This is a genomic window from Streptomyces sp. NBRC 110028, assembly GCF_001417735.1.
Taxonomy (GTDB): domain Bacteria; phylum Actinomycetota; class Actinomycetes; order Streptomycetales; family Streptomycetaceae; genus Streptomyces.
Genome location: NZ_BBUZ01000023.1, coordinates 355,515 through 379,934, shown reverse-complemented (window position 1 = coordinate 379,934; position 24,420 = coordinate 355,515). Strand labels below are relative to the sequence as shown.

Genomic DNA, 24,420 nt, shown 5'->3' with positions numbered 1-24,420 from the left:
ATGACGGTGACGCCGCCGCATGTGTCGGAGATACCCGGCGCCGGTATACCCGGCGCCGAAGAACGGCTCCAAAGCTGGCAGACGGACCGCTCACGGGCGCCGATCGCCACCAAGGTAGTGATAGCGGGGGGTTTCGGCGTCGGGAAGACGACGTTCGTGGGCTCGGTCTCGGAGATCACTCCGCTGCAGACCGAGGCCCTGATGACGCAGGCCAGCGAGGACGTGGACGACCTCGGCGCGACGCCCGAGAAGCTGACCACGACCGTCGCGATGGACTTCGGGCGGATCACGCTCGAATCCGATCTGGTGCTCTATCTCTTCGGCACCCCGGGCCAGCAGCGGTTCTGGTTCATGTGGGACGACCTGATGCGCGGGGCGATCGGGGCGGTCGTGATGGCCGACACCCGGCGCCTTGAGGACAGCTTCCCGGCGCTGGACTACTTCGAAAGCCTCGGCCTGCCGTATGTGGTGGCGGTCAACCATTTCGAGGGGACCCCGCTCTACGGCCCGGAGGACGTCCGGGACGCGCTCTCGGTATCGCCGAAGGTGCCGGTGGTGACGATGGACGCCCGGCAGCGGGTCACGGTGGTGGACGCGCTGCTGGCGCTGGTACGTCACGCCGTTGACGTTTCGCCCGAGTGAACTAATCTCGGCTCCGCTCGCGGAATGGAATGCCCTGTTCCTTTTCCTGTCCTGAGCCTGAGAGAGAGTCACTTCATGCGGAAGATACTCATCGTCGGAGCCGGTCAGTCCGGCCTCCAGCTCGCCCTCGGCCTCCAGGCCGAGGGCTACGAGGTCACCCTGCTGGCGAACCGCACCGCCGATGAGATCCGCTCCGGACGCGTCATGTCCACGCAATGCATGTTCCACACCGCGCTCCAGCACGAGCGCGACCTGAAGCTCAACTTCTGGGACGAGCAGGCGCCGCGCATCGAGGGCCTCGGCATGTCCGTCGCCGGGCCGCCGACGCCCCGGGGGCCCCATTCCCGCGCCATCAACTGGGTCGGCCGGCTCGGCGGGTACGCGCAGTCCGTCGACCAGCGGATCAAGATGGCGGGCTGGATGGAGCTGTTCGAACAGCGCGGCGGCCGACTGGTCATCCACGGTGTGGCCGTCTCCGACCTGGACTTCTTCACCCAGAGCCACGATCTGGTGCTGGTGGCCGCAGGCAAGGGCGAACTGGTCGCGCTCTTCGGCCGCGACGCCGCCCGCTCCCCGTACGACACCCCGCAGCGTGCGCTGGCCGTCAGCTATGTGCACGGTCTCGGCCCGCGCCCCGAGCACCCGGACGTCGTGGCGGTGCGCTGCAATCTGGTCCCCGGCGTCGGCGAGCTGTTCGTCATGCCGGCCCTCACCATCAGCGGGCGCGCCGACATCCTCTTCTGGGAAGCCGTCCCGGGCGGCCCGGCCGACGCCTTCCACGGCATCACCGACCCGTCCGACCACCTGGCCACCACGCTGGAGCTGATGGAGCGGTTCACTCCCTGGGAGTACGCGCGGGCCACCAAGGTCGAGCTGACCGACGCGGGCGGCACGCTCGCCGGGCGGTACGCCCCGACCGTACGCGACCCGATCGGCGAGCTGCCCGGCGGCGGCCTGGTGCTCGGCGTCGGCGATGTGGTGGTCGCCAACGACCCGATCACCGGCCAGGGCTCCAACTCGGCCGCCAAGTGCGCCGCCTCCTACCTGGACAGCATCGTCGCCCACGGCGACCGGCCGTTCGACGCGGCATGGATGCGGAAGACCTTCGACCGCTACTGGGCGACCGCCCGGCATGTGACCAAGTGGTCCAACACGATGCTGGCCCCGCCGCCCGGGCACATCATGGAACTGCTCGGCGCGGGCGGCGACCTGCCACCGGTGGCCGACCGGATCGCCAACGGCTTCGACGACCCGGCCGACTTCGAAGACTTCTTCTACGAACCACAGAAGGCGGCGGCCTATCTCGCCTCCCTGACCTCCCTGACCTCCCCGGACGAGGTGGACGAGGCGGACGAGGCGGACGCCGAAGCCTCCTGACCTCTAGTGCCGCGTCAGCCAAGGTTCACCCCGCTCGCCGCCCTGGCACGGCCATCTGCGGCGTTGCCGAATCGACCGAGTAGGCCCACTACGAGGCCGATCCGGCGCCTTGCATCTGACCGCACCAGGACGCCTCGCTACCGGGCAAACCTTGACTGACGCGGCACTAGCCCCGGGCCGGGCCCGGACGGACCACGCCCTGCACCGGATTGGACGCCAGCGGGGAGAGCCGCACCGTGGTGCCGGGCCGGGGCGCCTGCACCACCTGGCCGCCTCCCGCGTAGATCGCCACATGGCTCGCGCCCTTGTTGTAGATCACCAGGTCGCCGGGGCGGATCTGGCTGAGCGAGATCCTCGGCAGCCGTCGCCACTGCTCCTGGCTGGTGCGCGGAATGGTGCGGCCCGCGTGCGCCCACGCCTGGGAGGTCAGCCCCGAGCAGTCGAAGGCGTTCGGCCCCTCGGCGCCCCACACATACGGCTTGCCGATCTGGTTGAGCGCCCACCGCAGCGCCCGCTGCCCGGCCGACGCCGAGGCCATCGGGAGCCGCCCGGGGGTCTTCGGCGCCACGGGGGTGGTGGCCGTGCCGCCTCCCGTGCCCCCGTCCGGGCCGCCCGGGGGCTGAGCGGCGCCCGCGCCCTGACCGCCGCCGGTGTCCTGACCGCCGCCCGTGCCGGTGCCCGTGCCCGTGCGCGTGCCCTGGTCCTGGCTCTGGCTCTGGCTCTGGTCCTGGCCGGGGTCCGGGAGGGGCGGCGGGCCCGCGGCGCCCTGGGACCGGCGGGTGGCCCCGCCCAGCGCCCCGGAGGCGAGCAGCTTGCGCTGCCGCTTCTCGGTCTCCTCGCGCTCCTTCTCCGCCACCTGGGTGATCTGGCGGGCGGTCAGTGAGGCGAGCATCTTCTCGATCTTCGTGAGCCGCTTCTTGACCTTGTCGCGCTGTTTCTTCTTCTTCGCGCTCAGCGAGAGCTGCTTGTCCAGGGCGGCCCGGGCCCGGGTGGCGAGGGCGTCGGCGTGCCGCTCGCCCTTGGTCAGCCGCTCCACCACGGCGGCCTCCCGGCCCGCCGCCCGGTCCAGCTCGCGCGCCTGGTCGACGGCGTCCTCCGGATGCGGGGTGAGCAGCGTCAGCAGGAAGGTGTACGCGGAGAGCTGGGTGTGGCCCTGGTACTGCTGGCGGGCCAGCCGCCCCGCGTCCTCCCGGCTGGCGGCCAGGTGGGTGCGGCTGCGGGCGAGGTCGTCGGTCAGCTCCCGGGTCTTCGTCCGCTGTCTGCGCAGCTTCTCCTCGGTCGCGTTGTACGCCTCGGTCGCCTCCTCCGCCTTCCGGTACAGCGTCTTGAGCTGCGTGAGCAGCCCGGCGACTGACCGGTCGGCAGGCCGGGAGGAAGGGAGGGCGGGGGCGGCCGTGGCCGCCGGGACGGGCGGGACGAGCGCGGCGGCGGCGGTGATCGCTGCCGCGCAGACCGAGCCTACGATCCGTCCTGACACGGGCTCACACCTCCGGCTGCGGAAACGGGGTCCGACGACCACCTCAGCAGGAACGCGGCGTGACAGTCGTATCTTCTGGGGAATGATGGGCAAGTCGGCCCAATACGGTCACCCGTGCGGAGGGCGATCGCGGGCGATGGAACGCCCTTCGGCCACGCCGCTCAGCCCCGCTTGGACCACGGCCACTTCGGCCCGCCGCCCGGCCTGCCCTCCGGGTCGTATGCGTAAGCCCACCCCCGGATCAGCCCCAGCCGCCGGGAGGTGCCCGCCGGGACGCGGCGGTAGACGTACACGGCCGGCGGCCCGCCGTCCTCGTCCGGGACCGGCACCTCGTACGTCTTCGGCGGCTGCCCCGTGGCGCCGACCAGCACCGGCAGCACCCGGCCGTCCAGCGGCCCGCCGACGAACGGCGTCTCCTCGCTCCTCACCGCGCCACCACCCTCACCGCGTCCGGGGCTTCACAGCAGGTGCCGCGCCTCGTCGAACACCGGCGCCACGCGCCGCACCAGCGCGCCCACCGGGCCGTGCGCGGGCTCCGCGGCGAGCGCCGCCCGTATCGCCCGGGCCGCCTGCGGATCGGTCGCCGCGGTGGCGGTCAGCAGCGCCACGAAGTGGTCCACCAGCCAGTCCCGCAGCTCCCGGGCCGGCGGCTGCTTGTTCTCGTCCAGCCAGATCAGCGAGGCCGCCTCGACCGCCGTGATCCAGGTGCGCACCATCATCCGCAGCCGGGCGCCGGGCTTCTCGGCGGGCTCCTCCGCCGTCAGGTGCAGCAGGATCTCCTCGGCCGCGGCCCGCCGCACCTCGTCCACGATGGCGCTCGTCCGCGAGGTCTCGACCACGCTGCCACCGTGCAGCAGCGCGCTGAACCCCGCGTCGTGCTCGTCCACGAAGGTGAGATAGCGGTCCAGCACGTTGCCCAGCCGGGCACTGAGCGGGCCGGTCCGCGGCTCCTCGAAGCACCCCTCCAGCTCGTCGGCGGCGCTGCGCAGCGCCGCCTCGTACAACTGCTGCTTGCCACCGGGGAAGTAGCGGTAGACGAGCGGGCGGGAGGCCCCGGCGGCCGAGGCGACATCGTCCAGCGACACGTCCTCCGGCGCGCGGTGGGCGAACAGGCCGAGCGCGGCGGTGATCAGTTCGGCGCGCCGCGCCTCGACGCTGAGCCTGCGGTACGCCCCGCGGCGCGCGGTGGCCGGGGGCGCCGCGGCCGCCCGGTCCGCGTCCGCCGGGGCGGTGCCACTGGTCGTCGTCATGCCTGGCAGCGTAACCGCACCCGGGCAGGTGGCGAGGGGCGGGCCGGTGCCGGAGGGGGCAAGGCACCCCCTACAGCAGGCCGCTGCTCTGCCACAGTTTGCGGCCCACACCGCGCAGCACCCCGACGTCGTCGAGGAATTCGGTCAGCCGCCGGGCGCCGCCGCGCATCACCTCGCGGCGGTGCCCGCTCGCCCGCACCTGGGCCACGGCCGCCCGCCGGTCGAGGCCGACGTCCGTGTACACCTGGGGGTTGACGAAGGCGAGCGAGAACACCCGGGCGAACTCGCCCGAGCCGACGCGGGTCACCTCCTTCTCCCAGCGCGGCGCCCGCGCCATCTGGCGGCGCAGCTCCTCCCGGGCGTACCGCACGTGGCGCGCCTCCTCCACCACGTGGATCCGGGTCACGCCGCGCACCAGCGGCTGGACGCGCTCATCGGGGAACGTCAGCCGCTGCATCCAGTCCAGGACCTCCTCGCCGAGCAGGGTGGCGGTGAACGAACCGGGCGTGGTGGAGAACGTCTTGAAGAACCGGCCCAGGTTCTGGTGGAGCCGGGTGACCGGATACGCGGGGGTGCCGCCCTTGGTGATCAGCCGCGCGAACATCTTGGAGTGGCGGCACTCGTCGGCGATTTCGGTGAGCGCGTAGCGGACGTGGGCGCTGGTCGGGGGCTTGTCGTAGATGTGCCGGGTGAGCAGCTGGATCAGGATGATCTCGAACCAGATGCCGAGCGAGGCCAGCGCCGCCGCCTCGTGCCGCGCCAGCAGCATCCGCTGCTCCTCGGACATCCGCCGCCACATCGGGGTGTCGTAGAGGGAGACCAGCTCCGGCGGCCAGAACCACTTGTCCGGTTCGAACGGCGCGTCCCAGTCCAGTTCGGTGTCGGGGTCGAACGAGTGCCGGGCGGAGGCCCGCAGCAGCCGCTCCGCCACCCGTTCCCGGTCCTTGAGGAGCCCGAGTGCGTCCCGGGGCGCGCCTGATGCGGTCGCGGTCGTCATGGTTGTAAGGCACCTCGTCGAAGTGGTCGCGGCTGGACATCCCTTATGAGACTCTGTGTCAGCAAGCCCGTCAATCCCCTGGGGCCCGGTTGTTGACCCTCGTGCGACGGCCGTGTGAGCCTGCCGCGAGCGGGGGAGCGCAGCGAGGCGAAGGAGACGCCGTGTCGACGCAGGAGCTCTACGCCATGGATCCCGGCGACCCGATGTGGCAGGTGCCCGCCGCCGGCGCCGCCCGGTTCGCCTGGGAGTACGACGACCACCGGGCCCGGCTGCTCGCCCTGTACCAGAAGGGCAAGGACAAGCAGTGGGACGCGGCCAAGCGGATCGACTGGGACCTGGAAGTCGACCCGTACGACCCGCTCGGCACCCCCGACGAGGCCCTGGCCCTCTACGGCACACCCCACTGGGACCGGATGTCCGGGCGGGAGCGGGCCGAGGTGCGCCGCCACGCCGCCTCCTGGCAGTTCAGCCAGTTCCTGCACGGCGAACAGGGCGCGATGGTGTGTGCCGCCCGCATCGTCGAATCGGCGCCCGACCTCGACGCCAAGTTCTACTCCGCCACCCAGACCATGGACGAGGCCCGCCACGCCGAGCTGTACGGCCGCTTCCTGCACGAGAAGATCGGCATGGTCTACCCGATCAACGACCATCTCCAGGCGCTGCTCGGCGACACCCTCCGCGACTCCCGCTGGGACATGGCCTACCTGGGCATGCAGGTCCTCATCGAGGGCCTGGCCCTCGCCGCGTTCGGCCTCATCCGCGACACCACCGACAAGCCGCTGCCGAAGCAGCTCCTCGCGTACGTCATGCAGGACGAGGCCCGCCACGTCGCGTTCGGCCGGATGGCGCTGCGCGACTACTACCGCGACCTGACCGACGGGGAGCTGCGCGAGCGCGAGGAGTTCGTCATCGAGGGCTGCTACCTCATGCGCGACCGGCTGCGCGGCGTCGAGGTCCTGGAGAACCTGGGCATCCCGAAGGCCGAGGCCGAGGAGTACGCCGAGCGCTCCCCGTACCTCCACATGTTCCGCAAGCTGCTCTTCAGCCGCATCGTGCCGTGCGTGAAGGACATCGGCCTGTGGGGCGAACGCCTGCAGCGCGCCTACGTCGACATGGGCGTCCTGGAGCTCGGCGACAGCAACCTGGACCTGCTGATGACCGAGGACGAGGAGGTGGCGCAGCGCCTGGACGCCGAGCGCTTCGCCGCCGAGGAGGCCGCCCGGACCGGGGAGGTCGAGGCGGCCATCGCGCAGGGCGCGGCCGGCGACTGAGGCGGCCGGGGCGCGTCCGGATCAGGCGCCGGCCGACGCGGCCGGACGGATGGCTTCGGCGGCCGCCGAGGCGAATCCGGCGACGGTGCGGGGACAGCGCCAGTGGGGCTCCAGCTCGGACAGCGGCAGTTCGTCCCCGTCCGGGCCGGCCCACTGGTGGAGTTCATCCCAGGACACGTCCTCGCTGCCGGGGTCTGCGAACAGCTCAAGAGCCGTGGGAAAGGCCTCCAACGGCCCGATGCCCAGCCCCTGGTCGCTCGGGTGGCCCGCATGGTCGCAGGGGGCTCCGGCCCCGTCCGCCGCGACGGCGCGCAGCGCGGCGGCGGCCCGGTCCGCGACGCCGGGGGCCGAATGCCACATCACATGGCCGTGCATGAGCACCAGGCCGAGGGCCGGAAACGCCACTTCGGGAGAGCCGGCGCCGTGCGTGGCGCGGGCCTCTTCGAGCCGGTCCACGCACCGCGTCACCACCGCGTCGATCTCTTCCTCATCGCCCAGGTAGTAGCCCTGGTGGATGGAATCCCAGTCGTCGATCAGATCCCGCACATCCTCATTCATGATCGCTGCGACGCGTTGTCGGTGCGGTGTGGTTCCCTCAGTGCACGAGCACGCCGAGCACGCGCACGCCGAGCACGAGCGCGAGCCGTCCCGCCGGAGAGGAACCGTCCCATGGTCACCCGCCACGCCGCCGCCTTCCGCCGTCTCCACGACGACCGCACCGGCTTCCTGATGCCGAACGCCTGGGACGCCGGGAGCGCGATCGTGCTGGCCGAGGCGGGGTTCCAGGCGCTGGCGACGACCAGCGCCGGGATCGCGTTCTCCCTGGGCAGGCCCGACCACACCATCCCGGAGGGCGGCAAGGCGGTCTCCCGGGCCGAGATGTTCGACCGCGTCCACCAGATCACCGCGGCGGTGGACCTGCCCGTCAACGGTGACTTGGAGGACGGGTACGGGGCGGAGCCCGAGGTGGTCGCCGAGACCGTCCGGCTGGCCGTCGGCGCGGGCCTCGCGGGCGGCAACATCGAGGACTTCGCGGACGGGCGGCTGTACGACGAGGAGCTGGCCGTCGCCCGGATCGCCGCCGCCCGCGAGGCCGCGGACGCGGGCGGCGGCTTCGTGCTCACCGCCCGCACCGACGGCCTGCTGCTGGGCTCCCCGGCCCCCCTCGCCGACGCGATCCGGCGCGCCAACCGGTACCGGGAGGCGGGCGCGGACTGCCTCTACGTACCGGGCGTCAACGACCTCGCGAGCATCACCACCCTGGTCGCCGAGGTCGACGGCCCGCTCAACGTGGTCATGGGCCTGGGCGCCACCAGCCTCACCGCCGACGCCCTGCGCTCCGCCGGCGTCGCCCGCCTCAGCCTCGGCGGCAGCATCGCGCGCGCCGCGCTGGGCTTCGTACGGGACAGCGCCCGGGAGCTGCTGGAGCGCGGGACGCTGACGTTCGCGGAGGCCCAGATCCCGCAGGGCGAGCTGAACGAGCTGTTCGCCCGCGACCGCCTCGGCTGACTCGCCACCGCTGCCGCTCCACGCCCCTACCGGCCGGGCCAGTACCGCCCCGGCCCCGCCACCGAGCCCCGACGCCCCATGCTGACCAGCGCAGTTGACGCACCACCCGACCGGTCTCCGGTCGGGCCCCGGACGGCGCTCGGACACCGCTCGGCACCGGAGGATGATGGTGGGGTGCGGATTCGAACGAGCACCCTTGAGGAACTTCCCCGACTCCAGGACATAGAGCGCGCCGCCGGACGGTGCTTCCGGGACATCGGGATGGACGAAATCGCCGATGACGAGCCCCTGACCCTGGCCGAACTGGGGCGCTATCAGCGCGCCGGGCGCGCCTGGGTGGCGGTGGACGGCACGGACCGGGCCGTGGCCTACGTGATCACCGACCCCGTCGACGGGAACACGCACATCGAGCAGATCTCGGTGCACCCGGACAGCGCCCGCCGCGGGGTGGGCCGGGCGCTGATCGAGCACGTCGCGGCGCGGGCCGCCGCCGACGGCGTACCCGCGCTGACCCTGACCACCTTCGTGGACGTGGCGTGGAACGCCCCCTACTACGCGGCCCGCTGCGGCTTCCGGGCCCTGGCGGAGGACGAACTGACCCCCGGGCTGTGGGAGATCCGCCGCAGCGAGGCCGGGCACGGGCTGGACCGGTGGCCACGGGTGTGCATGCGCAGGGAGACCCGCTGATGGACCTCGCCGAGCCGGCGGACCCCGCGCCCCGGGCCGCGTCCACCCAACTGCTGGGCCTGGCCGCCGGCGCCCGCGCGCTCCTGGTCAACGCCGACGACTTCGGGATGTACCCGGCCGTGAACACCGCGGTCATCGAGGCCATCGAGCATGGCATCGCGGCGTCGTGCAGCCTGATGGTGCCGTGCCCGGCGGCGCCGCACGCGATGCAACTGCTGCGCGAGCGGCCGCACATCCCGTTCGGGGTCCATCTCACGCTCGTCCGCGACCTGCCCCGCATCCCCTGGGGTCCGCTGTCGCCGACGGAGCGAGTGCCGTCGCTGCTGAACGCGGCGGGGGAGCTGTACGACCACGCCGGGATACCGGAACTGCTGGCCCGGGCCCGCCCGGCGGAGGTCGAGCGCGAGTTCCGCGCCCAGATCGAGACCGTACGGGACGCCGGGCTCGCCCCCGCCCATCTGGACTGGCACTGTCTGGCCGACGGCGGCCGCGAGGACATCCGCGACCTGACGCTCGCCCTGGCCGCCGAATACGGCCTGGCGGTACGGATCTGGCTCGACCCGGCGCGGCGCGCGCTGCGGCGGCGCGGACTGCCCGCCCTCGACCATCCGTTCCTGGACAGCTTCGCGCTCGGCCTCGACGGCAAGGCCGACCACTACGCCCGGCTGTTGCGCGACCTGCCGCCCGGGCTCAGCGAATGGGCCGTACACCCGGGACTGGACGACGCGGGCGCCCGGGCGGCCGACCCCGGCGGCTGGCAGGTGCGCAGCACCGACCACGCCTTCCTGACCTCATCGAGGGCGCGCGACATCCTCCGAGAGGAGGGCATCGCCGTGGTCGACTACCGAACACTTCAGCGGCTCTGGGTCATCTGACGCGGCTGACGCGGCTCCGGGATCTCTACAGCGCAAGCCGTAGGGCTTCCCCTTCCCTTCAGGAAGGGGAAGCAAGTCAATTGAGTCATGTCGGATACCACGCCCACTACCACGGAACTCACCGCTCCGGCAGGCGCATCCGGGTCAGCCACCCCCGCGCACTCGCCGCTCAGAGCCTGGCTCGCCGTCGTCGCCGTGGCGTTCGGCACCTTCTCCGTCGTCACCACGGAAATGCTCCCCGTCGGTCTGCTCACCTCCGTCGGCTCCGCGCTGGGCGTCTCGCCCGGCACGGCGGGCCTGGCCATGACCGTGCCCGGCCTGGTCGCCGCCGTGGCGGCGCCCCTGCTGACCGTCACCGTCGGCCGCCTCGACCGGCGGCTGGTGCTGTGTGGCCTGATGGTGCTCCTCGCGGCGGCCAACCTGGCCTCCGCCCTCGCGCCCGGCTTCGCCGTGCTGCTGCTGGCCCGGGTGCTGGTCGGGGTGTGCATCGGCGGGGTGTGGTCCCTGGCCGCGGGGCTCGCCGTACGGCTCGTACCGGAAAAGTCCGCGGGCCCCGCCACCTCGCTGGTCTTCAGCGGGATCGCCGTCGCCTCCGTCCTCGGCGTACCGGTCGGGACGTTCATCGGCGACCTGGTCCACTGGCGCGCCGCGTTCGCCGGGATGGGCGCGCTCGCGCTGGCGATCGCCGCGGCCCTCGCCGTCACCCTGCCGCCGCTGCCCGCCACCGAGACCATCCGGCTGCGCGAGGTGCCGGGGCTGTTGCGCAACCCCCGGCTGCGGGTCGTGCTGATCACCATGCTGCTGCTGGTCACCGGCCACTTCGGCGCGTACACCTACGTCCGCCCGGTGCTGGAGGACGTCTCGGGCGTACGGGCGGGGCTGATCAGCACCCTGCTGCTGGCCTACGGCGTGGCGGGCATCGCCGGGAACTTCCTGGCGGGCGCCACCGCCCACCGCGCCCCGCGCGGCACCCTCATGGTCATCTTCGCCGTGCTGGCCACCGCGGTCCTGCTCGTCCCCGTAGCGGGTGGCACCCTCGGCGGGGCGGTCACGCTGCTGGTGCTGTGGGGGCTGGCGTACGGCGGGGTGTCGGTGACCTCGCAGACCTGGGTGCTGCACGCGGCGCCGGACGCGCGGGAGGCCGCCTCGGCGCTGTTCGTCGGCGTCTTCAACATCGCGATATCGCTCGGCGCGCTCCTCGGCGGCCGGGCGGCGGACGGGATCGCGCTCGTCGGCGTGATGTGGTTCGGCGGAGCGCTCGCGGTACTGGCCCTGGCGCATGTGGCGATCTTCGGAAGGCGGTAGCCGCGCGCCGTGAGACCCTGAAACCAGGGGGCTCGTCTTCGGGAGTGATCCGATGGCAGTGAGCATGCACGTGGTCTGGAGCAAGGCCGAGCCGGGGCGCGTCATCTACGAGACGCACTCGATCGAAACGATCACCGACGGCAAGGGTGTCCACGCGACGGTCGACAGCCACACCTACGAGATCTCCGTCCGCAGCCGCGCGGAGGCGGAGTCGATCGCGGACGCGGAGGGATACGAGCTGTTCCGCAAGGGCGAGGCGTGGGAGAGCCTGCCCGAGGAATGAGAGCGGGAGCAGCGCCGCCGGGGGTCCATGACCGTTGTGCCGATGCCCGCTGTACCCGGCCGGCCGGGCCCGTGTTCCCGGACCCGGCCGGACCTGTCGGCTCGCTCCTCAGCCGTGGCTCAGCAACAGGTCCACGTCCCGGGCCTCCGGGGTATCGCCGCCGACCGTGACCGGCCGGGTGGCCGGGGCGTAACCGCTGGCGACGACCGTGTAGTGCTCACCGGTCAGCCCCTCGAAGCCGAAGGCCCCGTCCGCGCCCGTGATGGACTGCCCGACGACATCGCCGGAGGCGTCCAGCAGCGCCACACGGGCGTCCTCCAGCGGCTTTCCGCCCTGGTCACGTACGGTGCCCCGGACCCGGGCCGCGGGCCGCAGCGACACCTCGACCCGCACCGGCTCACCGGCGGTCAGCTCGACCTGGGTGGCGTGCGGCCGGTGCCCCTCGGCGCTGAGCGTCAGCGCGTACGTGCCGGAGGCCAGCTCCGGAAGCGCGAACTCACCCTTCTCGTCCGTCCTCGCCGAACCCGCCACCTCGCCGTCCGCGCCGGTCGCGGTGGCGGTGGCCCCGGCCAGCGGCCCACCGCCCTCGGCCCGGACGGACCCGGTCAGCCCGCCGCCTCCGGCGAGCCGCAGGTCGCACAGGACGGGGACGTCCGACACCAGCAGCGTGGCGGCCTGTGGCCGGTGGCCGGGGGCCGAGCCGATGAGGACGACGCTCGCGCTGCCGGGCACGGTCACGGTGTAGCCGCCGTCGCCCCCGCTGACGGTACGGCCGAGCTGGCGGCCGCCGGTGTCGATCAGGGTGACGGCGGCGTCGGCCAGCGGGGCGCCGTCGGCGCCGAGGACCCGGCCGTGGATGACGCTGCCGGTGAGGGCGGGAACGTCCTCCTCGACGTGCTTCGAGACGTGCTCCGCGACGTGTTGTTCAGGGACACGCTCCTCCGGCACGGAAACGCCCGCGGCCGGCGCGGACGACACACTCCCCGAGGAGACCCGGCGCCGCGCGGGCAGGCAGAAGGCGATCAGCAGACCCACGACCGAGGCGGCGCACGCCACCATGAACGACGTCTGGAAGCCGTCCTTGCTCGGCAGCGGGACCCCGCCGAAGTCCGTCGTCTGGTGGGCCAGGATCACCCCCACCACCGCGCTGGAGGTGGACATGCCGATGGACCGCATCAGGGTGTTCAGACCGTTCGCCGCGCCCGTCTCACGGGCGGGGACGGCGCTGACGATCAGGGTCGGCATGGCCGAGTACGCGATGCCGATGCCGATGCCGAGCGCGGTGGAGAGCACCACGATCTGCCAGATGTGGTCGATCATCACCAGGCCCGCGCCGTACGTCGCGCCGATCACGATGATGCCGCTGACCAGCGACACCTTGGGACCGCGGGAGGCATTGATGCGTGCGGACAGCGGCGATACCAGCATCATCGCCACGCCCATCGGGGCGAAGTACAGCCCCGCCATGACCATCGACTGCCCCAGCCCGTAGCCGGTGGCCTTTGGCAGCTGCAGCAGCTGCGGCAGGATCAGCGACATCGCGTAGAACGAGAAGCCGACCATGATCGAGGCGAGGTTGGTCAGCAGCACCTGACGACGCGCGGTGGTCCGCAGGTCGACCAGCGGTTCGGCGGTCCGCAGCTCGAACAGCCCCCACAGCAGCAGGATCACCGCGGCCGCGCCGAACAGCCCGAGCGTCGTACCGCTCGCCCAGCCCCAGTCGCCGCCCTTGGTGATGGGCAGCAGCAGACACACCAGTCCGGCCGTCAGCCCGACCGCGCCGGCCAGGTCGAAGCGGCTGGGGGTGCGTACGGCGGACTCCGGGACGACGGCGAGCACCAGCGCGATCGATATCGCGCCCAGCCCGGCGGCCCCGTAGAACAGCACGTGCCAGCTGGTGTGCTGCGCGACGAACGCGGCGGCCGGCAGCCCCAGCGCACCGCCGATGCCGAGCGAGGAGCTCATCAGGGCCATCGCCGAGCCCAGCTTCTGCGGCGGCAGCTCGTCCCGCATGATGCTGATGCCCAGCGGAATGGCGCCCATCGCCCCGCCCTGGATGGCCCGGCCGACCACCATCACCACCAGGTCGGAGGTGACGGCGCAGGTCAGCGAGCCGACGACGAGCAGCGTCAGCGCGATCATCAGCATCCGGCGCTTGCCGAACATGTCCCCGAGCCGCCCCATGACGGGAGTCGAGACGGCCCCCGCGAGCAGGGTCGCGGTGACCACCCAGGACGCGTTCGAGCTGGTGGTGTGCAGCAGCTGCGGCAGCTCGCTCACGAGCGGGACGACCAGCGTCTGCATCACCGAAACGGCGATGCCGCAGAACGCGAGCACCGCCACGAAACCGCCACCGACCTCGCGCTGCGGGAGCGAGTTGCCGGGCGGCGCGGCGCTCAAGGGCTCCTCGACGCGGGCTGGGGCTGACTGGGCCATGCGGATGCGGCCTCCAAGCGGTACAACGGGGATGAGCAGGAGATGTGCATCCTACACATGATGTGTATCGTGCACACTTCAGTTGCATGGAGCAGGGGCGACGAGGAGGAAGCGTGCTGGAGCGGCTGGAACGCGAGCTGATGCTGGTCGCCAGGTGTCACGTCCTGACACCCCGGGACCGCAAGGCGTCCGGTGGCGAGTCGTGCGCCGACCGCCTGGACCGCTCGGCCTACCTCCTCCTCACCCGCCTGGACACGGAGGGCGCGATGTCGATCGGCCAGCTCGCCGACGCGTTCCAGCTCGACGTCTCGACCGTCAACCGCCAGACCGGCGCCCTGCTCCGCGGCGGCCTGGTCGAGCGCATCCCGGACCCCGACGGCGGCCTCGCCCGCAAGCTCCGCGTCACCGCCCTGGGCACCGCATGCCTCACCGCCGAACGCGACCGCCGCCGCACCAGCCTGGCCCGGCTGCTCGAGGACTGGACTCCGGAGGACCTGTCCCGCTTCGGCGAGGCCCTGACCCGCTTCAACCGTGAGGTCGAAGCCCAGGACGGCCGCCCCTGGCCCCGCGAGGAGACGGAATCCCCGGCCGAGGGTGAGCGTTGAACTGAACACGGACCCACCCGAGGAGGACCCCCATCATGCCCACTCACCCCCACACCGGCTCCGGCACCGGCCACCGCGTGGACGTGACGCGTGGCGCGCAGCACGTCAAGGTCACCATCGACGGCCAGGTCGTCGCCGAGACGGACCGCCCGCTGCTGCTCCACGAGACCGGCCTGCCGGTGCGCTACTACCTCCCGCCGGAGGACGTGGACCTGACCCTGTTCGAGCCCACCGACACCCGCACCACCTGCCCGTTCAAGGGCGAGGCGGCGTACTGGACGTACATCGGCCCGGACAGCGGCGCCGAACCGCGCCCGGACGTGGTCTGGGCGTACCCGCAGCCGCTCGACGCCGTGGCCGAGATCAAGAACCACCTCTGCTTCTACGACACGACCGCCAAGGTCGAGGTCTCCTAGGCAGGTCATCACCCCATCAGTGGCCTTCCCCCTCACCCCCAGGGGGAACGGCTGACGCGTGCACCTCCACGCGTACTCCTGGCTGGGCGAGAAGGAGCTGTTCGACCACGAGATCCGGCGCCGCCTCCCCGACCGCCCCCTGCCCCCGGCCACCCCGGAGGACGAGGAGCACTACCGCGCCCTCCTCGACACCTTCCGCCGCTCGGAGCTGCCCCCCATGGAGACGGCGTACTGGCTCCTCAAAACCCCCGCCCTCATCCGCGCCACCTTCCACGAACCCAAGGACGCCGCCACCTGGCTGGGCCAACAGCTCACCGAACACGCGCCGGGCTTCCTCTCCCGCCAGGAAGCCGACACCGCCCGCCTGTCCCACCTGGTAGCCACCGCCGCGGACCGTCTGACCCAAGGCGGCGACGTCTCCCTGGGCTTCTACGTAGGCCGCACGTCCTTCCTCTCCCTGGCCGTGGTGACGTGCGACCCCAACGCCTGGGCCCCGGACCTGCCGTGCCCTCTGACCACTCCCTCCCGCGGGTGAGCGCGGTCGTCGCCACTTCAGCGCCGATCCCCGCTCGGGGATCCCGGCATGCATTCCACGTCGTGAACCTGCGAAAAACCGCCGCCCCGAGCTGTGCCTGTCCTACGTCACCCCCACCGGCGAGGTAGTGCCGCTGGAGCCGCAGGCGAGCACTGCCGGGATCCCCGCCCGGCGGGTCCTCCTCCCGTAACGGCCGGCCCCGCTTATCGCAGGCGGACCCATGCCTGCACGGGTAGGTGATCGCTGGGGGTCAGGCCGTCCTTGGAGAAGATGTTGGTCTCCGTGTGATCGGTCGTGACCTTTGGATCGGAGAGGATCCAGTCGATACGGCCGCCGTTCGGTTTGGGTGCCTTGTGTCCCGTGTGCGTGCCGTACTCATTGGCGCGTGTAGTGGCGGTTTTCCAGGTGTCGACGAGTCCGCTGCGGTTGAGCAGCCGGGTGTAGACCTGAGTCTTCTCCGCGGCGGAGTTGAAGTCGCCGGACACCAAAACTGGTTTGGAGGCGGGGAGGCGGGAAATCCACTTTCCTACGAGGTTGGCACTCTTGAGACGTACGTCGTCGGAGTGCTGTCCCTTTCCGTTGTCGAAGTGGGTGTTGAGGACGTAGAAGTCGCGGCCGCTGTCTTGTTTGTCCTGGAAGTGGATCCAGGTGGCGGTGCGGATGTGCTTGGCGCCCCACGTGTTCGAGCCGACCTTGGTGGGTGTGGCTGAGAGCCAGAACGTGTTGTGCCCGAGGACCTTCAGGCGGCGCTTGTCGAAGAAGATCGCGTTGATAATCCCCTTGTGGCCGCCGTTTTGTCCCTTGCCGATCCATCCGTAGTTCTCGCCGAGGTCAACAGCGACCTGCTTCACCTGCCTGTGGTCGCCTTCTTGCGTGTCGATGATGTGTGGCTGCGCCTGCCGCAACATCGCACGCTCGACCGGCCTGCGGTGCTTCCAGCTTGGTCCGGCGGTGCCCCGACCCTCGAGGTTGTACGTCATGATCTGCAACACCGGCGAGTCCGCTTCGGCGCCCGATGCGGTCGGGGTGATCAGGGCTGTGCTGACGAGGGGTGCGACGATAGCCGCTGCTAATAAAGCTCTCCGGCTGATACGGCGGGGGGAAGGATGTGAATATTCCATGCAAACGCTCCTTGGCTGAAATAATTCTCTTGCAGGAGATGCAGAGGGTACCCTCAACTTGATTTGGCTCGCGGGTATCAGGCGCCGAGCCATTGTCGCATCTTGTGGGTCGGTTGAGGCGGCTCAAGCGACGTTGAGCTTGGGGAGTTCAACTCGCGAAGGGCCTGTCAAGCAGCTCGCGTCATGGCAGTCGTTCACACATGACGTGCGCGAGGCGTTGGGCAAAGCCTGACCGGCATTCGCCAGAGCATGGAGCGGACTGGCAGCCTATCGCCCAGGGGCGTACGGAGGTAGAAGGCGGACCGGAGTCGGCTGTGTGCGATTGGATTGGCCTATGAGCGCTGCCCGTTACACGGAGTCGGACGTGCGCCGGCTCGCCGGCCCCCGGTCCTACGAGCGCGGCCTCGGTTATGTGGACGCGGTAGGCCCGTTGCACGTCGACTCGCGGCGCATCAGCGCGCGCGTGCAGGGCACGGAGCGCTACAGCGTCGCCTTGGAAGACGAAGACGGCCTGCGAGCCGCTTGCACCTGCCCGTACGGCGAGGACGGCCACTTCTGCAAGCACTGCGTCGCCGTCGCCCTCACCGCGCTGCGCGAAGCCGACCGATTGCCCGCACTGCGCGAGGAAGCGGTCATGCGCGATGCCGCGCTGGACACCTGGCTCGACGGACTCGGCCGGGACGAGTTGCTGAGGCTGGTGAGGGAACGGCTCGCCGAGGACGCGGACTTCAAGAACAAGCTGGCGCTGCGGGTGGCGGCGGCGGGCGGTGACACCAGCGCGGTCCGCGCCGACATCACCGCCCTGCTCGACCCGGCCGATTTCACCCAGTACGGATACATCGCCTACGAGGACGCCCCTGGCTACGCCGCCCAGGTCACCCGCGCGGCACAGGCGATCCGCGACCTCGCGGCGGACGGGCACGGCGCCGTCGCGGTGGCCGTGGCCCGGGAGGGCATCCGCCGGGTGGTGGGTGTGTACGAGACGGCGGACGACTCCGACGGAAGCATCGCCGAAGCCGCCGAGGACCTGGAGCGGGCACACCTGGCCGCCTGCTTCGCCGCACCGCCCGACCCGGACGAGACCGCCCAGTGGCTGATCGACCACTGCCTCGGCGACGGCGGAGAATACCTCGAGGTCGAACCGGCCGACTACCGTGAGGTCCTGGGCGTCCAAGGTCTGGCCGCGCTGCGCGCCCTGGCAGCGGAGGCCCACCGCCGCAATCCGTCCGGCTCGGCGGAACGGTCCCTCCTGGAGTCCCTGGCGCGGGCCGTGGGCAACCTGGACGAGCTGATCGCTGTCCGTGCTGCCTCGCTCGAGGCCAACGGATACACCCACCTGACGATCGCCGAGGAACTCGACGCGGCAGGGCGTCCTGACGAGGCCCTGGAGTGGGCCGAACGCGGGTTGCGCCATGCCGCGGCCGAGGACGAACGTCCCCATCGCGGCCTCGTCGACCACCTCGCAGCACATTACGCGCGCGATGGCCGCCCCGCCGACGCCCTCACCGTCCGCCGCGACCACTTCCAGTCGGACCGGTCCCTGCACACCTACCGTGCGCTGCGCACCGCCGCCCGAGCGGTCGGACTCTGGGACACCGAGCGGCCGCCCGCACTCGAGCAGCTCCGCGTGGACGCCGAGGGGAACCGGAAACGCCAGTGGGGCGGCGCGGTCCTCATCGACGCGCTGACCGATGACGCCGACTTCGACGCCGCGTGGGCGGCCGCACCCGGTCTGGCCACCGCTGACCAGTTGCTGCGGCTCGCGGACGCCTCGGCGACCACACGGCCCGCCGAGGCGCTCGCGGTCTACACGCGGCAGATCGAATCGTGCTGCCGGCACACCGGCAACGGCACCTACGCCCGGATCGCCGACTTGCTGACCAAGGCCCGTGCCTGCCACGAAGAACTCGGCACGCCGCACGACTTCACCGCGTACGTCGCCCGGCTCCGCACGGAGCAGAAGCGTAAGCGCAACCTGATGCGCATCCTGGACCACCGGGGACTGTGATCTGCTCGGCCTGCGTTTTCGAGGAGCACCCCGGTTGAGATCTCGATGAGGTGACGCGCCCGCCGCCCTGTGCGGCGGAAAAGGCCATTTTCAAGGAGGATGCTCGCTCACCGTTTGCCCGTCATGTCGGTGGTCCGCCCCGCCGGCGGGGCCTTGGGGTCGACCTCGGTGCCGAAGTCGGAGAACTCGATCAGCGTGCGCACCGTCAGCTTCTTCGGGGCGGCCGTCCCCTTCGGCTGATCGGTGGGCTTGATGTTCATGGTGATCTGCTGGCGGCGGATGCGGCCCTGGTCGTCCAGCCAGACGTCCATCGGGACGGTGGGGCCGACCTGGCGCTTCAACGCGGCGGCGCCGGAGAGCTTGTCGATGTCGACGGTGACCCGGTAGCGGGTGGTCTTCACACCGTCGACCGTGCCCGTGCCGACCTTCTCGGTGTTCCGGTCGGTGATGCCCTTGGCGTACGACGCGGACTGCGCGGGGTCGTTGATCTGGTTGCTGCTGCCGCTGTTCTGCTCGGCGGCCGCCTTCTTCAGATCGATCTTGATCCACGGCTTGTCACCGGGCACCTGCGCGCGCTGCTTGGGGGGAAGCTTCTGGTAGACCACCTTGTCGACGACGCGCTGCTCGACCTTCTGACCACCGGCGCTGATGGTCATGGTGCTGTCGCCGTCCTCGAGGTCGATGGCCCCCTCACCCCGCGCGACCGCCGACTTCCCGGCGGCCGACGTCTCCGTCCGGAGGGTCATCCGCGCCGTTTCCTCCTCGGCGGTCTTGCGGTACGCGGTGCGGACGGCGGTCGTGCCGCCGTTGCCGCTTCCACCGCCGCTCGCCGCCGCCGACGAGGTCTTCCGGTCCTTGCCCCCGGAGTCGCCGTCGCTCCCACACGCGGTCAGCACGCCGCACGCGAGGAGCCCCACGGCACCGATCGCGCCCGCCCGTATCCCGCCGGCCAAGTGAGTCATGTCTCCAACTCCTCTCAACGACTGGGGATACCTAGTTCCCCGGATACGCCGGACGAGACCGCCGAATCGTCGAACCCCGCCGGAGGCGATGGCTCCGGCGGGGCGCGACGGGCGGCGGCTCAGGAGAAGTTGACGTCGCTGCACAGGAATGCGTGATCTTCCTCCGTCGTTCGTGAGGGAGTGAAGGGGATATGGGCGCGCTCCCAATGCCGCAGCCGGCCCGACGGAGCCAGTGCGAAACGCGCCCTTGCCCCTAGGTCGGGGCAGATGCCAACGAGACCGTCACCACGGCCGGCACGGACCGCCCCGCCCCACGCGAACCGTCAGCGACCATCTCCACCAGCCACACCGCGATGTCCGGTGACCACTCCCGCGTACGGCAGCTCAACCGCATCACCTCACGCATCCCCTCGGTGTGCGGCACACGGTCGAGATCGAGATCCAACCCCGGCAGATCGCCTCCCGCCACGGAGACGGAGACATCCACCGCCCCCTGCGCCATCTCCCGCACCGCTTCACAGATGGCCATCACATCCCGCTCGCCCGCCCCGCCCTCCTGGGGGTGGCAGGAGACGGTGACCACCACCTCGTACCGGGCATCCGGATCGGCCAGGCCGAACCACGGTGCCAACTCGGTCTGGTGGAAAGCCGTGTTGCGTTCGGCCGCCCGCAGCGGCAGCAGGGCGTGCAGGCCGGTGAACGTCACCGTGCCCACGCGAGCCAGCGTCTCGGCCAACACCAAAGCGATCGGCCGGACGGGCAGGCCGAGGCGCGGAGGATCGGTAAGGACTCCAGCCCGCAGCCAGGCCAGCTGATGGACCCTGCCATCCTGCGTCCAGTCGCCGCCGACCTCCTCCTGGGCCCAGGAAGTGGGCTCATGGCGGGCGATGACCTTTCCACCCTCGTGAAGCCGGCTCGTCAGGGACTGCCAGCCGTAGGAACCAGCCCGATCAATCGCGAGCCCGAGAAGATCCTCCTCAACGGAACGTTCGTCGTCCTGCTCCACGACCTGGTCGAACCACGCATCGCGCTTGAGGGTTCCGTGCAGACCCACAATGACGGTAGGCGGAAACACAGGTCCTCCCGGAAGGTGTGCGGCGCCGCACGTGTGTCCTTCAACGCCACTGTCAGCCCTTGACCATGTGTCACGGTACGGCGCCAGCGTTCCCGGTCGGTGGGAAGCCCAGCGGGACTTCGTGGTCGCGGTCGAAACGTACGCGACGCGTGAGGTTCGGACCCGGCGGTGCCGTCGACCCCGACCTGGGGTAGTCGGCAGGGCATGGGTGAGATTCTGGTCGGCACCTGTTCATGGACGGATCGCGCGCTGCTGTCCAGCGGCTGGTACCCGCCGGGGCAGCGCGATGCCGAGGGCAGACTGCGGTATTACGCCGCCCAGTTCCCCGTGGTCGAGGTCGACGCCACGTACTACGCGCTGCCCAGCACCCGCAACAGCGCCCTGTGGGCCGAGCGCACCCCGGACGGTTTCCGCTTCGACGTCAAGGCGTTCTCCCTGCTCACCGGCCACCCGACGACCCCGAACGCCCTGCCCGCCGACCTGCGTCCCGCCCTGTCCGGTGGCTGCCGGGCAGGGCACCGGGCCATCGACCCGGCGCTGCTGGACGAGGTGTGGCAACGCTTCACCGGAGCGCTCGAACCGCTGAAGAAGGCTGGGCGCCTCGGCACCCTCCTCTTCCAGTTCCCGCCCTGGTTCGCCCCCGGCGACGCACGGTCGAAGGCGTTCCTGGCCCAATGCGCACGCCGTACGGCCGGGTGGCCGGTCGCCGTGGAGTTCCGCCACCCCGGCTGGTGGCAGGACGGCGAGCGAGCCGAGACCGAGGCGATGCTCAGGGGCTGGGGCATGTCCGCCGTAGCCGTGGACGTGGTCCAGACCCTCCCCACCTCGATCCCCCCGGTCACCCCCGTCACCTCACCCCACCTGGCGGTAGTCCGCTTCCACGGCCGCAACAATGCCTGGGGCACCGGCACCAAGGAGGAGCGCTTCCGTCACACCTACGCGCCCGGGGAACTGGAGGAATGGGCTCCGCGCCTGCGCGGCATGGCCGGCCATGCCGACGAAGTTCACGTCCTGTTCAACAACTGTTGTGGGGACGCGGCGGTCCGCGCCGCGGAGTCGACGCGCCATCTGCTCGGTGCCCGTAAGGGGCCGGGGTGAACTCACGGATTCAGGCGTCCGGTCTTGATGACCCCGTGGCCTTCGGAGGCGTCCGGCCGCGCATATCTCGCCGAAGCGCATCTCAAAACGCGTGCGGTGCGGCGGTCGCCGACCCGGATGCCCTCGCCGGGACCGGGGCTTGGATTAGGGATCTTACTACAGCCGCGAACTAGAGGTTTCACTACATGTCGCGGCTCACGGGCGCGCGGGAACGCCTTTCGGCGGTGTGGTATCCGACCGGCTTGGAGCCGGCCATCTCGGTCGGTATCAAGGGGGAAAGCGCTTTCCGGTTTCCGCTCCCGGTCCCGGTGCGAGGGGGTCGGCACGCCTGCCGTTGCCGTCAAATGCGTTCAGTGCGCGCCCAATTGAAACCTGATGGCCTTCCGGTACGTCTTGCGTGCCAGGAGTGACGACGGGGGCGGGTCGACGTCTTCGCTCCTGCGCCCGGTATCTGAGCGACTGTTGAGCTTCAGGCGTGTGACCAGCAAGTAACTTGACGCGGCGGGGCCTTGGTGCCATGGTCCAATCGCACTGACCGAGCGTCGGCGACCGAATATGAGTATGTGACCGGATGCGGTATACCGGTGGTCGCCGCCCGGGGACCTCCCCCTCCCTCGCGGGAGTCGGAGGGCTCGGTGCGGAGAAAGTGGGAATCGGGGAAACGGAAAAATGTTGTACGCGGCGGCCGCTGTGCGCGTTCTGCCCGCGGGTTCCAGAGCAAGAGGGGCCTGCGCCGCCCTTTCACCTTCCTGCCCACTCCCGCGCGTGCCCGGTCACGGGCGTCATTCCATCATCTCGATACGAGGAGACTGTCATGCCTGTGTTTGAATCCAGTGATCAAGCACGCCGCATTTTCACGGACCTCTTCGGCCTTCTGCTGAAGGACGAAACATTCACCCAGCGGATGCGTGACGCCGGTATCACGCTGCACCTCATCCAGACGAAACCGGATATCGAACTCTCCGTCACGCCGGACGCGGTGCAGGACGGCGCTCCCTCGCAGCCCGCCAATATCCGCATCAAGATGAGCTGCGACACGGCACACAGCCTGTGGCTGGGGAAGCTGCTGATGCCTGTGGCCCTCGCCACCGGAAAGGTCCGTATCAAGGGCAGCGTGTCCAAGGTGCTCGAGTTCGTCCCGCTGCTGCAGCCCGCGTTCGACCAGTATCCCGACATCGCCGCATCGGAAGGTCTGCCCGTCTGACCCGTGCGGGGAGCCCCGTACGTGATCTTGAAAACCCCCTGCCAGGCAACACGAAAGAGCACCGTAGAGTCATGAACAACACCGCCGGCCTTGAGCCTGTCGACTTCCTCACCGAACCGCTCCAGATCCAGGAACTCCGTCAGCACGTACGGGATTTCGTCGAGAAGGAGGTCCGTCCCCGCGTCGCGGACAACGACCGCGCCGCGGCGGAGGACTTCGACTGGGAGCTGGTCCGCAAGGGGCACGAGGCCGGTTTGCTGCGTCTCGTGGTCCCCAAGGAGTACGGGGGCCTTGGCCTCGGTGTCCTCGGCGTTGCCGTGGCGCTCGAGGAGATCGCCGCGGCCTGCGCCGGCACCGCACTGATCTTCGGCGCCACGCTCCTGGGGCAGGCGCCCGTCCTGCTGTCCGCGGACACCAATCTCCAGTCCCGCTTCCTGCCGCTGTTCTCCGGCGACGAGCCGGTCCTGGCCTGCAACGGCATCACCGAGGACGAGGCGGGGTGCGATCTGCTCATACCGGAGAACGCCGAGCACGCCCGGGACGTCATGCGGGCCCGGAAGGACGGTGACAGCTACCTCCTCAGCGGCCGCAAGCGGTTCATCACCAATGCCAAGGTGGCGGAGTTCGGCTCCATCTACGCCAACATCGAAGGACACCCCGGCGCCACCGGACTCACCGCGTTCATCGTCCCGCTCGACTCTCCCGGCGTCACCCGCGGTCCGGTCGCCGACAAGATGGGCTACCGCGCCTGCCTCGGAAGCGAGCTGATCTTCGACAATGTCCGCGTGCCCGCGGAGAATGTCGTCGGGGGCGAGGGCAACGGCATGCTCATCAACATCCAGCAGATGAACATGGCCCGCGCCACCGTTGCCGCCCTCTCCACCGGCATCGCCCGTGGCGCCTTCGACATCGCCAAGCAGTGGTGCGCCGACCGCGTCCAGGGCGGCATCCCCCTGTACAAGCATCAGTTCTCTGCCCGCAAGCTCGCCGAGATGGCCTCCAAGATCGAGGCGTCCCGGCTGATGTACCTCCAGGCGGCTCAGGCCGCCGACACCGAGATTCCGGCGCCGGTGTTCGCGCCGGCCACGGCGAAGCTCTTCGCCGACCGCACCGCCATCGAGGTGACCCAGGAGGCCATGTCGCTGATGGGCGCCCGTGGTTACCTGCGCGAGTACGGGATGGAGAAGCTCGTGCGTGAGTCCTTCGGCGCCCGTATCTACGAGGGCACCCCAGAGGTCCTCGCGCTGGCTATCACCGAGGCCCTGTATGAGGAAGAAGACTTCTGAT

General features: G+C 70.8%; 24 protein-coding genes. 15 read left to right on the top strand and 9 right to left on the bottom strand.

The annotated features are described in order from the left end of the window. On the top strand, nucleotides 1-642 hold the full coding sequence (locus tag ASC60_RS06785) for an ATP/GTP-binding protein (protein WP_055547824.1): 642 nt from the start codon (nucleotides 1-3) through the stop codon (nucleotides 640-642). A 75-nt stretch (nucleotides 643-717) separates the two neighbouring features. Further along, the gene (locus tag ASC60_RS06780; RefSeq protein WP_055547822.1) at nucleotides 718-2,019 is read left to right on the top strand and encodes a styrene monooxygenase/indole monooxygenase family protein; all 1,302 of its coding nucleotides are present in this window, start codon (nucleotides 718-720) and stop codon (nucleotides 2,017-2,019) included. Between the two features lie 166 nt (nucleotides 2,020-2,185). Here the strand turns inward: ASC60_RS06780 and ASC60_RS42070 are convergent, their stop codons facing one another. The 4 genes from ASC60_RS42070 to ASC60_RS06760 all read right to left on the bottom strand — a co-directional run bounded on the left by ASC60_RS42070 (nucleotide 2,186) and on the right by ASC60_RS06760 (nucleotide 5,743). Further along, complete coding sequence (locus ASC60_RS42070) at nucleotides 2,186-3,496, bottom strand: NlpC/P60 family protein (protein WP_234356828.1); 1,311 nt, start codon at nucleotides 3,494-3,496, stop codon at nucleotides 2,186-2,188. A 161-nt stretch (nucleotides 3,497-3,657) separates the two neighbouring features. Then, the gene (locus ASC60_RS06770; RefSeq protein WP_055547818.1) at nucleotides 3,658-3,924 is read right to left on the bottom strand and encodes a hypothetical protein; all 267 of its coding nucleotides are present in this window, start codon (nucleotides 3,922-3,924) and stop codon (nucleotides 3,658-3,660) included. 30 nt (nucleotides 3,925-3,954) lie between these two features. Then, a complete protein-coding gene (locus tag ASC60_RS06765) occupies nucleotides 3,955-4,746 on the bottom strand; it encodes a TetR/AcrR family transcriptional regulator (protein WP_234356827.1) in 792 nt (263 codons plus the stop codon). Nucleotides 4,747-4,816: 70 nt separating this feature from the next. Next, nucleotides 4,817-5,743, bottom strand: a complete 927-nt coding sequence (locus ASC60_RS06760; RefSeq protein WP_055547816.1) for a diiron oxygenase — start codon at nucleotides 5,741-5,743, stop codon at nucleotides 4,817-4,819. A 161-nt stretch (nucleotides 5,744-5,904) separates the two neighbouring features. Between ASC60_RS06760 and ASC60_RS06755 the strand changes: the two genes are divergently transcribed. Continuing rightward, nucleotides 5,905-7,014, top strand: coding sequence for a ferritin-like domain-containing protein (locus tag ASC60_RS06755; RefSeq protein WP_055547814.1), 1,110 nt, complete (start codon nucleotides 5,905-5,907; stop codon nucleotides 7,012-7,014). Nucleotides 7,015-7,035: 21 nt separating this feature from the next. Here the strand turns inward: ASC60_RS06755 and ASC60_RS06750 are convergent, their stop codons facing one another. After that, a complete protein-coding gene (locus ASC60_RS06750; RefSeq protein WP_055547812.1) occupies nucleotides 7,036-7,560 on the bottom strand; it encodes a hypothetical protein in 525 nt (174 codons plus the stop codon). A gap of 123 nt (nucleotides 7,561-7,683) precedes the next feature. Here ASC60_RS06750 and ASC60_RS06745 point away from each other — a divergent pair, with 123 nt between their 5' ends. The 5 genes from ASC60_RS06745 (at nucleotide 7,684) to ASC60_RS06725 (ending at nucleotide 11,673) form a co-directional block, all read left to right on the top strand. After that, nucleotides 7,684-8,523 (top strand): isocitrate lyase/phosphoenolpyruvate mutase family protein, encoded by an 840-nt coding sequence (locus ASC60_RS06745; RefSeq protein WP_055547810.1) that lies wholly within the window; start codon nucleotides 7,684-7,686, stop codon nucleotides 8,521-8,523. Between the two features lie 174 nt (nucleotides 8,524-8,697). After that, the gene (locus tag ASC60_RS06740; RefSeq protein WP_055547808.1) at nucleotides 8,698-9,210 is read left to right on the top strand and encodes a GNAT family N-acetyltransferase; all 513 of its coding nucleotides are present in this window, start codon (nucleotides 8,698-8,700) and stop codon (nucleotides 9,208-9,210) included. After that, nucleotides 9,210-10,085, top strand: coding sequence for a polysaccharide deacetylase family protein (locus ASC60_RS06735; protein ID WP_079038229.1), 876 nt, complete (start codon nucleotides 9,210-9,212; stop codon nucleotides 10,083-10,085). Before ASC60_RS06740 ends, ASC60_RS06735 begins: the two co-directional genes overlap by 1 nt. Before the next feature lie 87 nt (nucleotides 10,086-10,172). Then, complete coding sequence (locus tag ASC60_RS06730; protein WP_079038228.1) at nucleotides 10,173-11,390, top strand: MFS transporter; 1,218 nt, start codon at nucleotides 10,173-10,175, stop codon at nucleotides 11,388-11,390. 52 nt (nucleotides 11,391-11,442) lie between these two features. After that, nucleotides 11,443-11,673, top strand: coding sequence for a hypothetical protein (locus ASC60_RS06725; RefSeq protein ID WP_055547806.1), 231 nt, complete (start codon nucleotides 11,443-11,445; stop codon nucleotides 11,671-11,673). Nucleotides 11,674-11,781: 108 nt separating this feature from the next. On the opposite strand, the gene ASC60_RS06720 is transcribed toward ASC60_RS06725, so the two are convergent. Continuing rightward, nucleotides 11,782-14,109, bottom strand: a complete 2,328-nt coding sequence (locus tag ASC60_RS06720) for an MFS transporter (protein WP_055547804.1) — start codon at nucleotides 14,107-14,109, stop codon at nucleotides 11,782-11,784. 140 nt (nucleotides 14,110-14,249) lie between these two features. Here ASC60_RS06720 and ASC60_RS06715 point away from each other — a divergent pair, with 140 nt between their 5' ends. Genes ASC60_RS06715 through ASC60_RS06705 form a run of 3 tightly spaced genes read left to right on the top strand, consistent with a single transcriptional unit; the run spans nucleotide 14,250 to nucleotide 15,665 of the window. Next, nucleotides 14,250-14,714 carry a MarR family winged helix-turn-helix transcriptional regulator gene (locus tag ASC60_RS06715; RefSeq protein WP_234356863.1) on the top strand — a complete coding sequence of 155 codons (465 nt, stop codon included), beginning with the start codon at nucleotides 14,250-14,252 and terminating at the stop codon, nucleotides 14,712-14,714. Between the two features lie 35 nt (nucleotides 14,715-14,749). Beyond that, nucleotides 14,750-15,130 (top strand): DUF427 domain-containing protein, encoded by a 381-nt coding sequence (locus tag ASC60_RS06710; RefSeq protein ID WP_055547801.1) that lies wholly within the window; start codon nucleotides 14,750-14,752, stop codon nucleotides 15,128-15,130. Nucleotides 15,131-15,188: 58 nt separating this feature from the next. After that, on the top strand, nucleotides 15,189-15,665 hold the full coding sequence (locus ASC60_RS06705) for a hypothetical protein (RefSeq protein WP_055547799.1): 477 nt from the start codon (nucleotides 15,189-15,191) through the stop codon (nucleotides 15,663-15,665). Nucleotides 15,666-15,868: 203 nt separating this feature from the next. Here the strand turns inward: ASC60_RS06705 and ASC60_RS06700 are convergent, their stop codons facing one another. Then, nucleotides 15,869-16,786 (bottom strand): endonuclease/exonuclease/phosphatase family protein, encoded by a 918-nt coding sequence (locus ASC60_RS06700; protein WP_063787080.1) that lies wholly within the window; start codon nucleotides 16,784-16,786, stop codon nucleotides 15,869-15,871. A 334-nt stretch (nucleotides 16,787-17,120) separates the two neighbouring features. Here ASC60_RS06700 and ASC60_RS06695 point away from each other — a divergent pair, with 334 nt between their 5' ends. After that, the gene (locus ASC60_RS06695; RefSeq protein WP_055547795.1) at nucleotides 17,121-18,794 is read left to right on the top strand and encodes an SWIM zinc finger domain-containing protein; all 1,674 of its coding nucleotides are present in this window, start codon (nucleotides 17,121-17,123) and stop codon (nucleotides 18,792-18,794) included. A 107-nt stretch (nucleotides 18,795-18,901) separates the two neighbouring features. Here the strand turns inward: ASC60_RS06695 and ASC60_RS06690 are convergent, their stop codons facing one another. Further along, nucleotides 18,902-19,756, bottom strand: coding sequence for a hypothetical protein (locus ASC60_RS06690; RefSeq protein WP_055547793.1), 855 nt, complete (start codon nucleotides 19,754-19,756; stop codon nucleotides 18,902-18,904). 253 nt (nucleotides 19,757-20,009) lie between these two features. After that, nucleotides 20,010-20,810 carry a hypothetical protein gene (locus ASC60_RS06685; protein WP_159043214.1) on the bottom strand — a complete coding sequence of 267 codons (801 nt, stop codon included), beginning with the start codon at nucleotides 20,808-20,810 and terminating at the stop codon, nucleotides 20,010-20,012. A gap of 225 nt (nucleotides 20,811-21,035) precedes the next feature. Here ASC60_RS06685 and ASC60_RS06680 point away from each other — a divergent pair, with 225 nt between their 5' ends. The 3 genes from ASC60_RS06680 (at nucleotide 21,036) to ASC60_RS06670 (ending at nucleotide 24,419) form a co-directional block, all read left to right on the top strand. After that, entirely contained in the window at nucleotides 21,036-21,929 is an 894-nt protein-coding gene (locus ASC60_RS06680) for a DUF72 domain-containing protein (RefSeq protein WP_055547789.1), read from the top strand. A gap of 814 nt (nucleotides 21,930-22,743) precedes the next feature. Next, nucleotides 22,744-23,133 carry a hypothetical protein gene (locus ASC60_RS06675; protein WP_159043213.1) on the top strand — a complete coding sequence of 130 codons (390 nt, stop codon included), beginning with the start codon at nucleotides 22,744-22,746 and terminating at the stop codon, nucleotides 23,131-23,133. Between the two features lie 71 nt (nucleotides 23,134-23,204). Beyond that, on the top strand, nucleotides 23,205-24,419 hold the full coding sequence (locus ASC60_RS06670) for an acyl-CoA dehydrogenase family protein (RefSeq protein ID WP_055547785.1): 1,215 nt from the start codon (nucleotides 23,205-23,207) through the stop codon (nucleotides 24,417-24,419). Nucleotide 24,420: the final 1 nt, after the last annotated feature.

Bases quoted from the DNA above. Each gene is read 5' to 3' on its own strand.
- ASC60_RS06700 (WP_063787080.1), bottom strand. From the start codon at position 16,786: ATGGAATATTCACATCCTTCCCCCCGCCGTATCAGCCGGAGAGCTTTA.
- ASC60_RS06745 (WP_055547810.1), top strand. From the start codon at position 7,684: ATGGTCACCCGCCACGCCGCCGCCTTCCGCCGTCTCCACGACGACCGC.
- ASC60_RS06785 (WP_055547824.1), top strand. From the start codon at position 1: ATGACGGTGACGCCGCCGCATGTGTCGGAGATACCCGGCGCCGGTATA.
- ASC60_RS06715 (WP_234356863.1), top strand. From the start codon at position 14,250: ATGCTGGTCGCCAGGTGTCACGTCCTGACACCCCGGGACCGCAAGGCG.
- ASC60_RS06730 (WP_079038228.1), top strand. From the start codon at position 10,173: ATGTCGGATACCACGCCCACTACCACGGAACTCACCGCTCCGGCAGGC.
- ASC60_RS06710 (WP_055547801.1), top strand. From the start codon at position 14,750: ATGCCCACTCACCCCCACACCGGCTCCGGCACCGGCCACCGCGTGGAC.
- ASC60_RS06695 (WP_055547795.1), top strand. From the start codon at position 17,121: ATGAGCGCTGCCCGTTACACGGAGTCGGACGTGCGCCGGCTCGCCGGC.
- ASC60_RS06720 (WP_055547804.1), bottom strand. From the start codon at position 14,109: ATGGCCCAGTCAGCCCCAGCCCGCGTCGAGGAGCCCTTGAGCGCCGCG.
- ASC60_RS06765 (WP_234356827.1), bottom strand. From the start codon at position 4,746: ATGACGACGACCAGTGGCACCGCCCCGGCGGACGCGGACCGGGCGGCC.
- ASC60_RS06725 (WP_055547806.1), top strand. From the start codon at position 11,443: ATGGCAGTGAGCATGCACGTGGTCTGGAGCAAGGCCGAGCCGGGGCGC.
- ASC60_RS06680 (WP_055547789.1), top strand. From the start codon at position 21,036: ATGGGTGAGATTCTGGTCGGCACCTGTTCATGGACGGATCGCGCGCTG.
- ASC60_RS06670 (WP_055547785.1), top strand. From the start codon at position 23,205: ATGAACAACACCGCCGGCCTTGAGCCTGTCGACTTCCTCACCGAACCG.
- ASC60_RS06690 (WP_055547793.1), bottom strand. From the start codon at position 19,756: ATGACTCACTTGGCCGGCGGGATACGGGCGGGCGCGATCGGTGCCGTG.
- ASC60_RS06675 (WP_159043213.1), top strand. From the start codon at position 22,744: ATGCCTGTGTTTGAATCCAGTGATCAAGCACGCCGCATTTTCACGGAC.
- ASC60_RS06735 (WP_079038229.1), top strand. From the start codon at position 9,210: ATGGACCTCGCCGAGCCGGCGGACCCCGCGCCCCGGGCCGCGTCCACC.
- ASC60_RS06760 (WP_055547816.1), bottom strand. From the start codon at position 5,743: ATGACGACCGCGACCGCATCAGGCGCGCCCCGGGACGCACTCGGGCTC.
- ASC60_RS06780 (WP_055547822.1), top strand. From the start codon at position 718: ATGCGGAAGATACTCATCGTCGGAGCCGGTCAGTCCGGCCTCCAGCTC.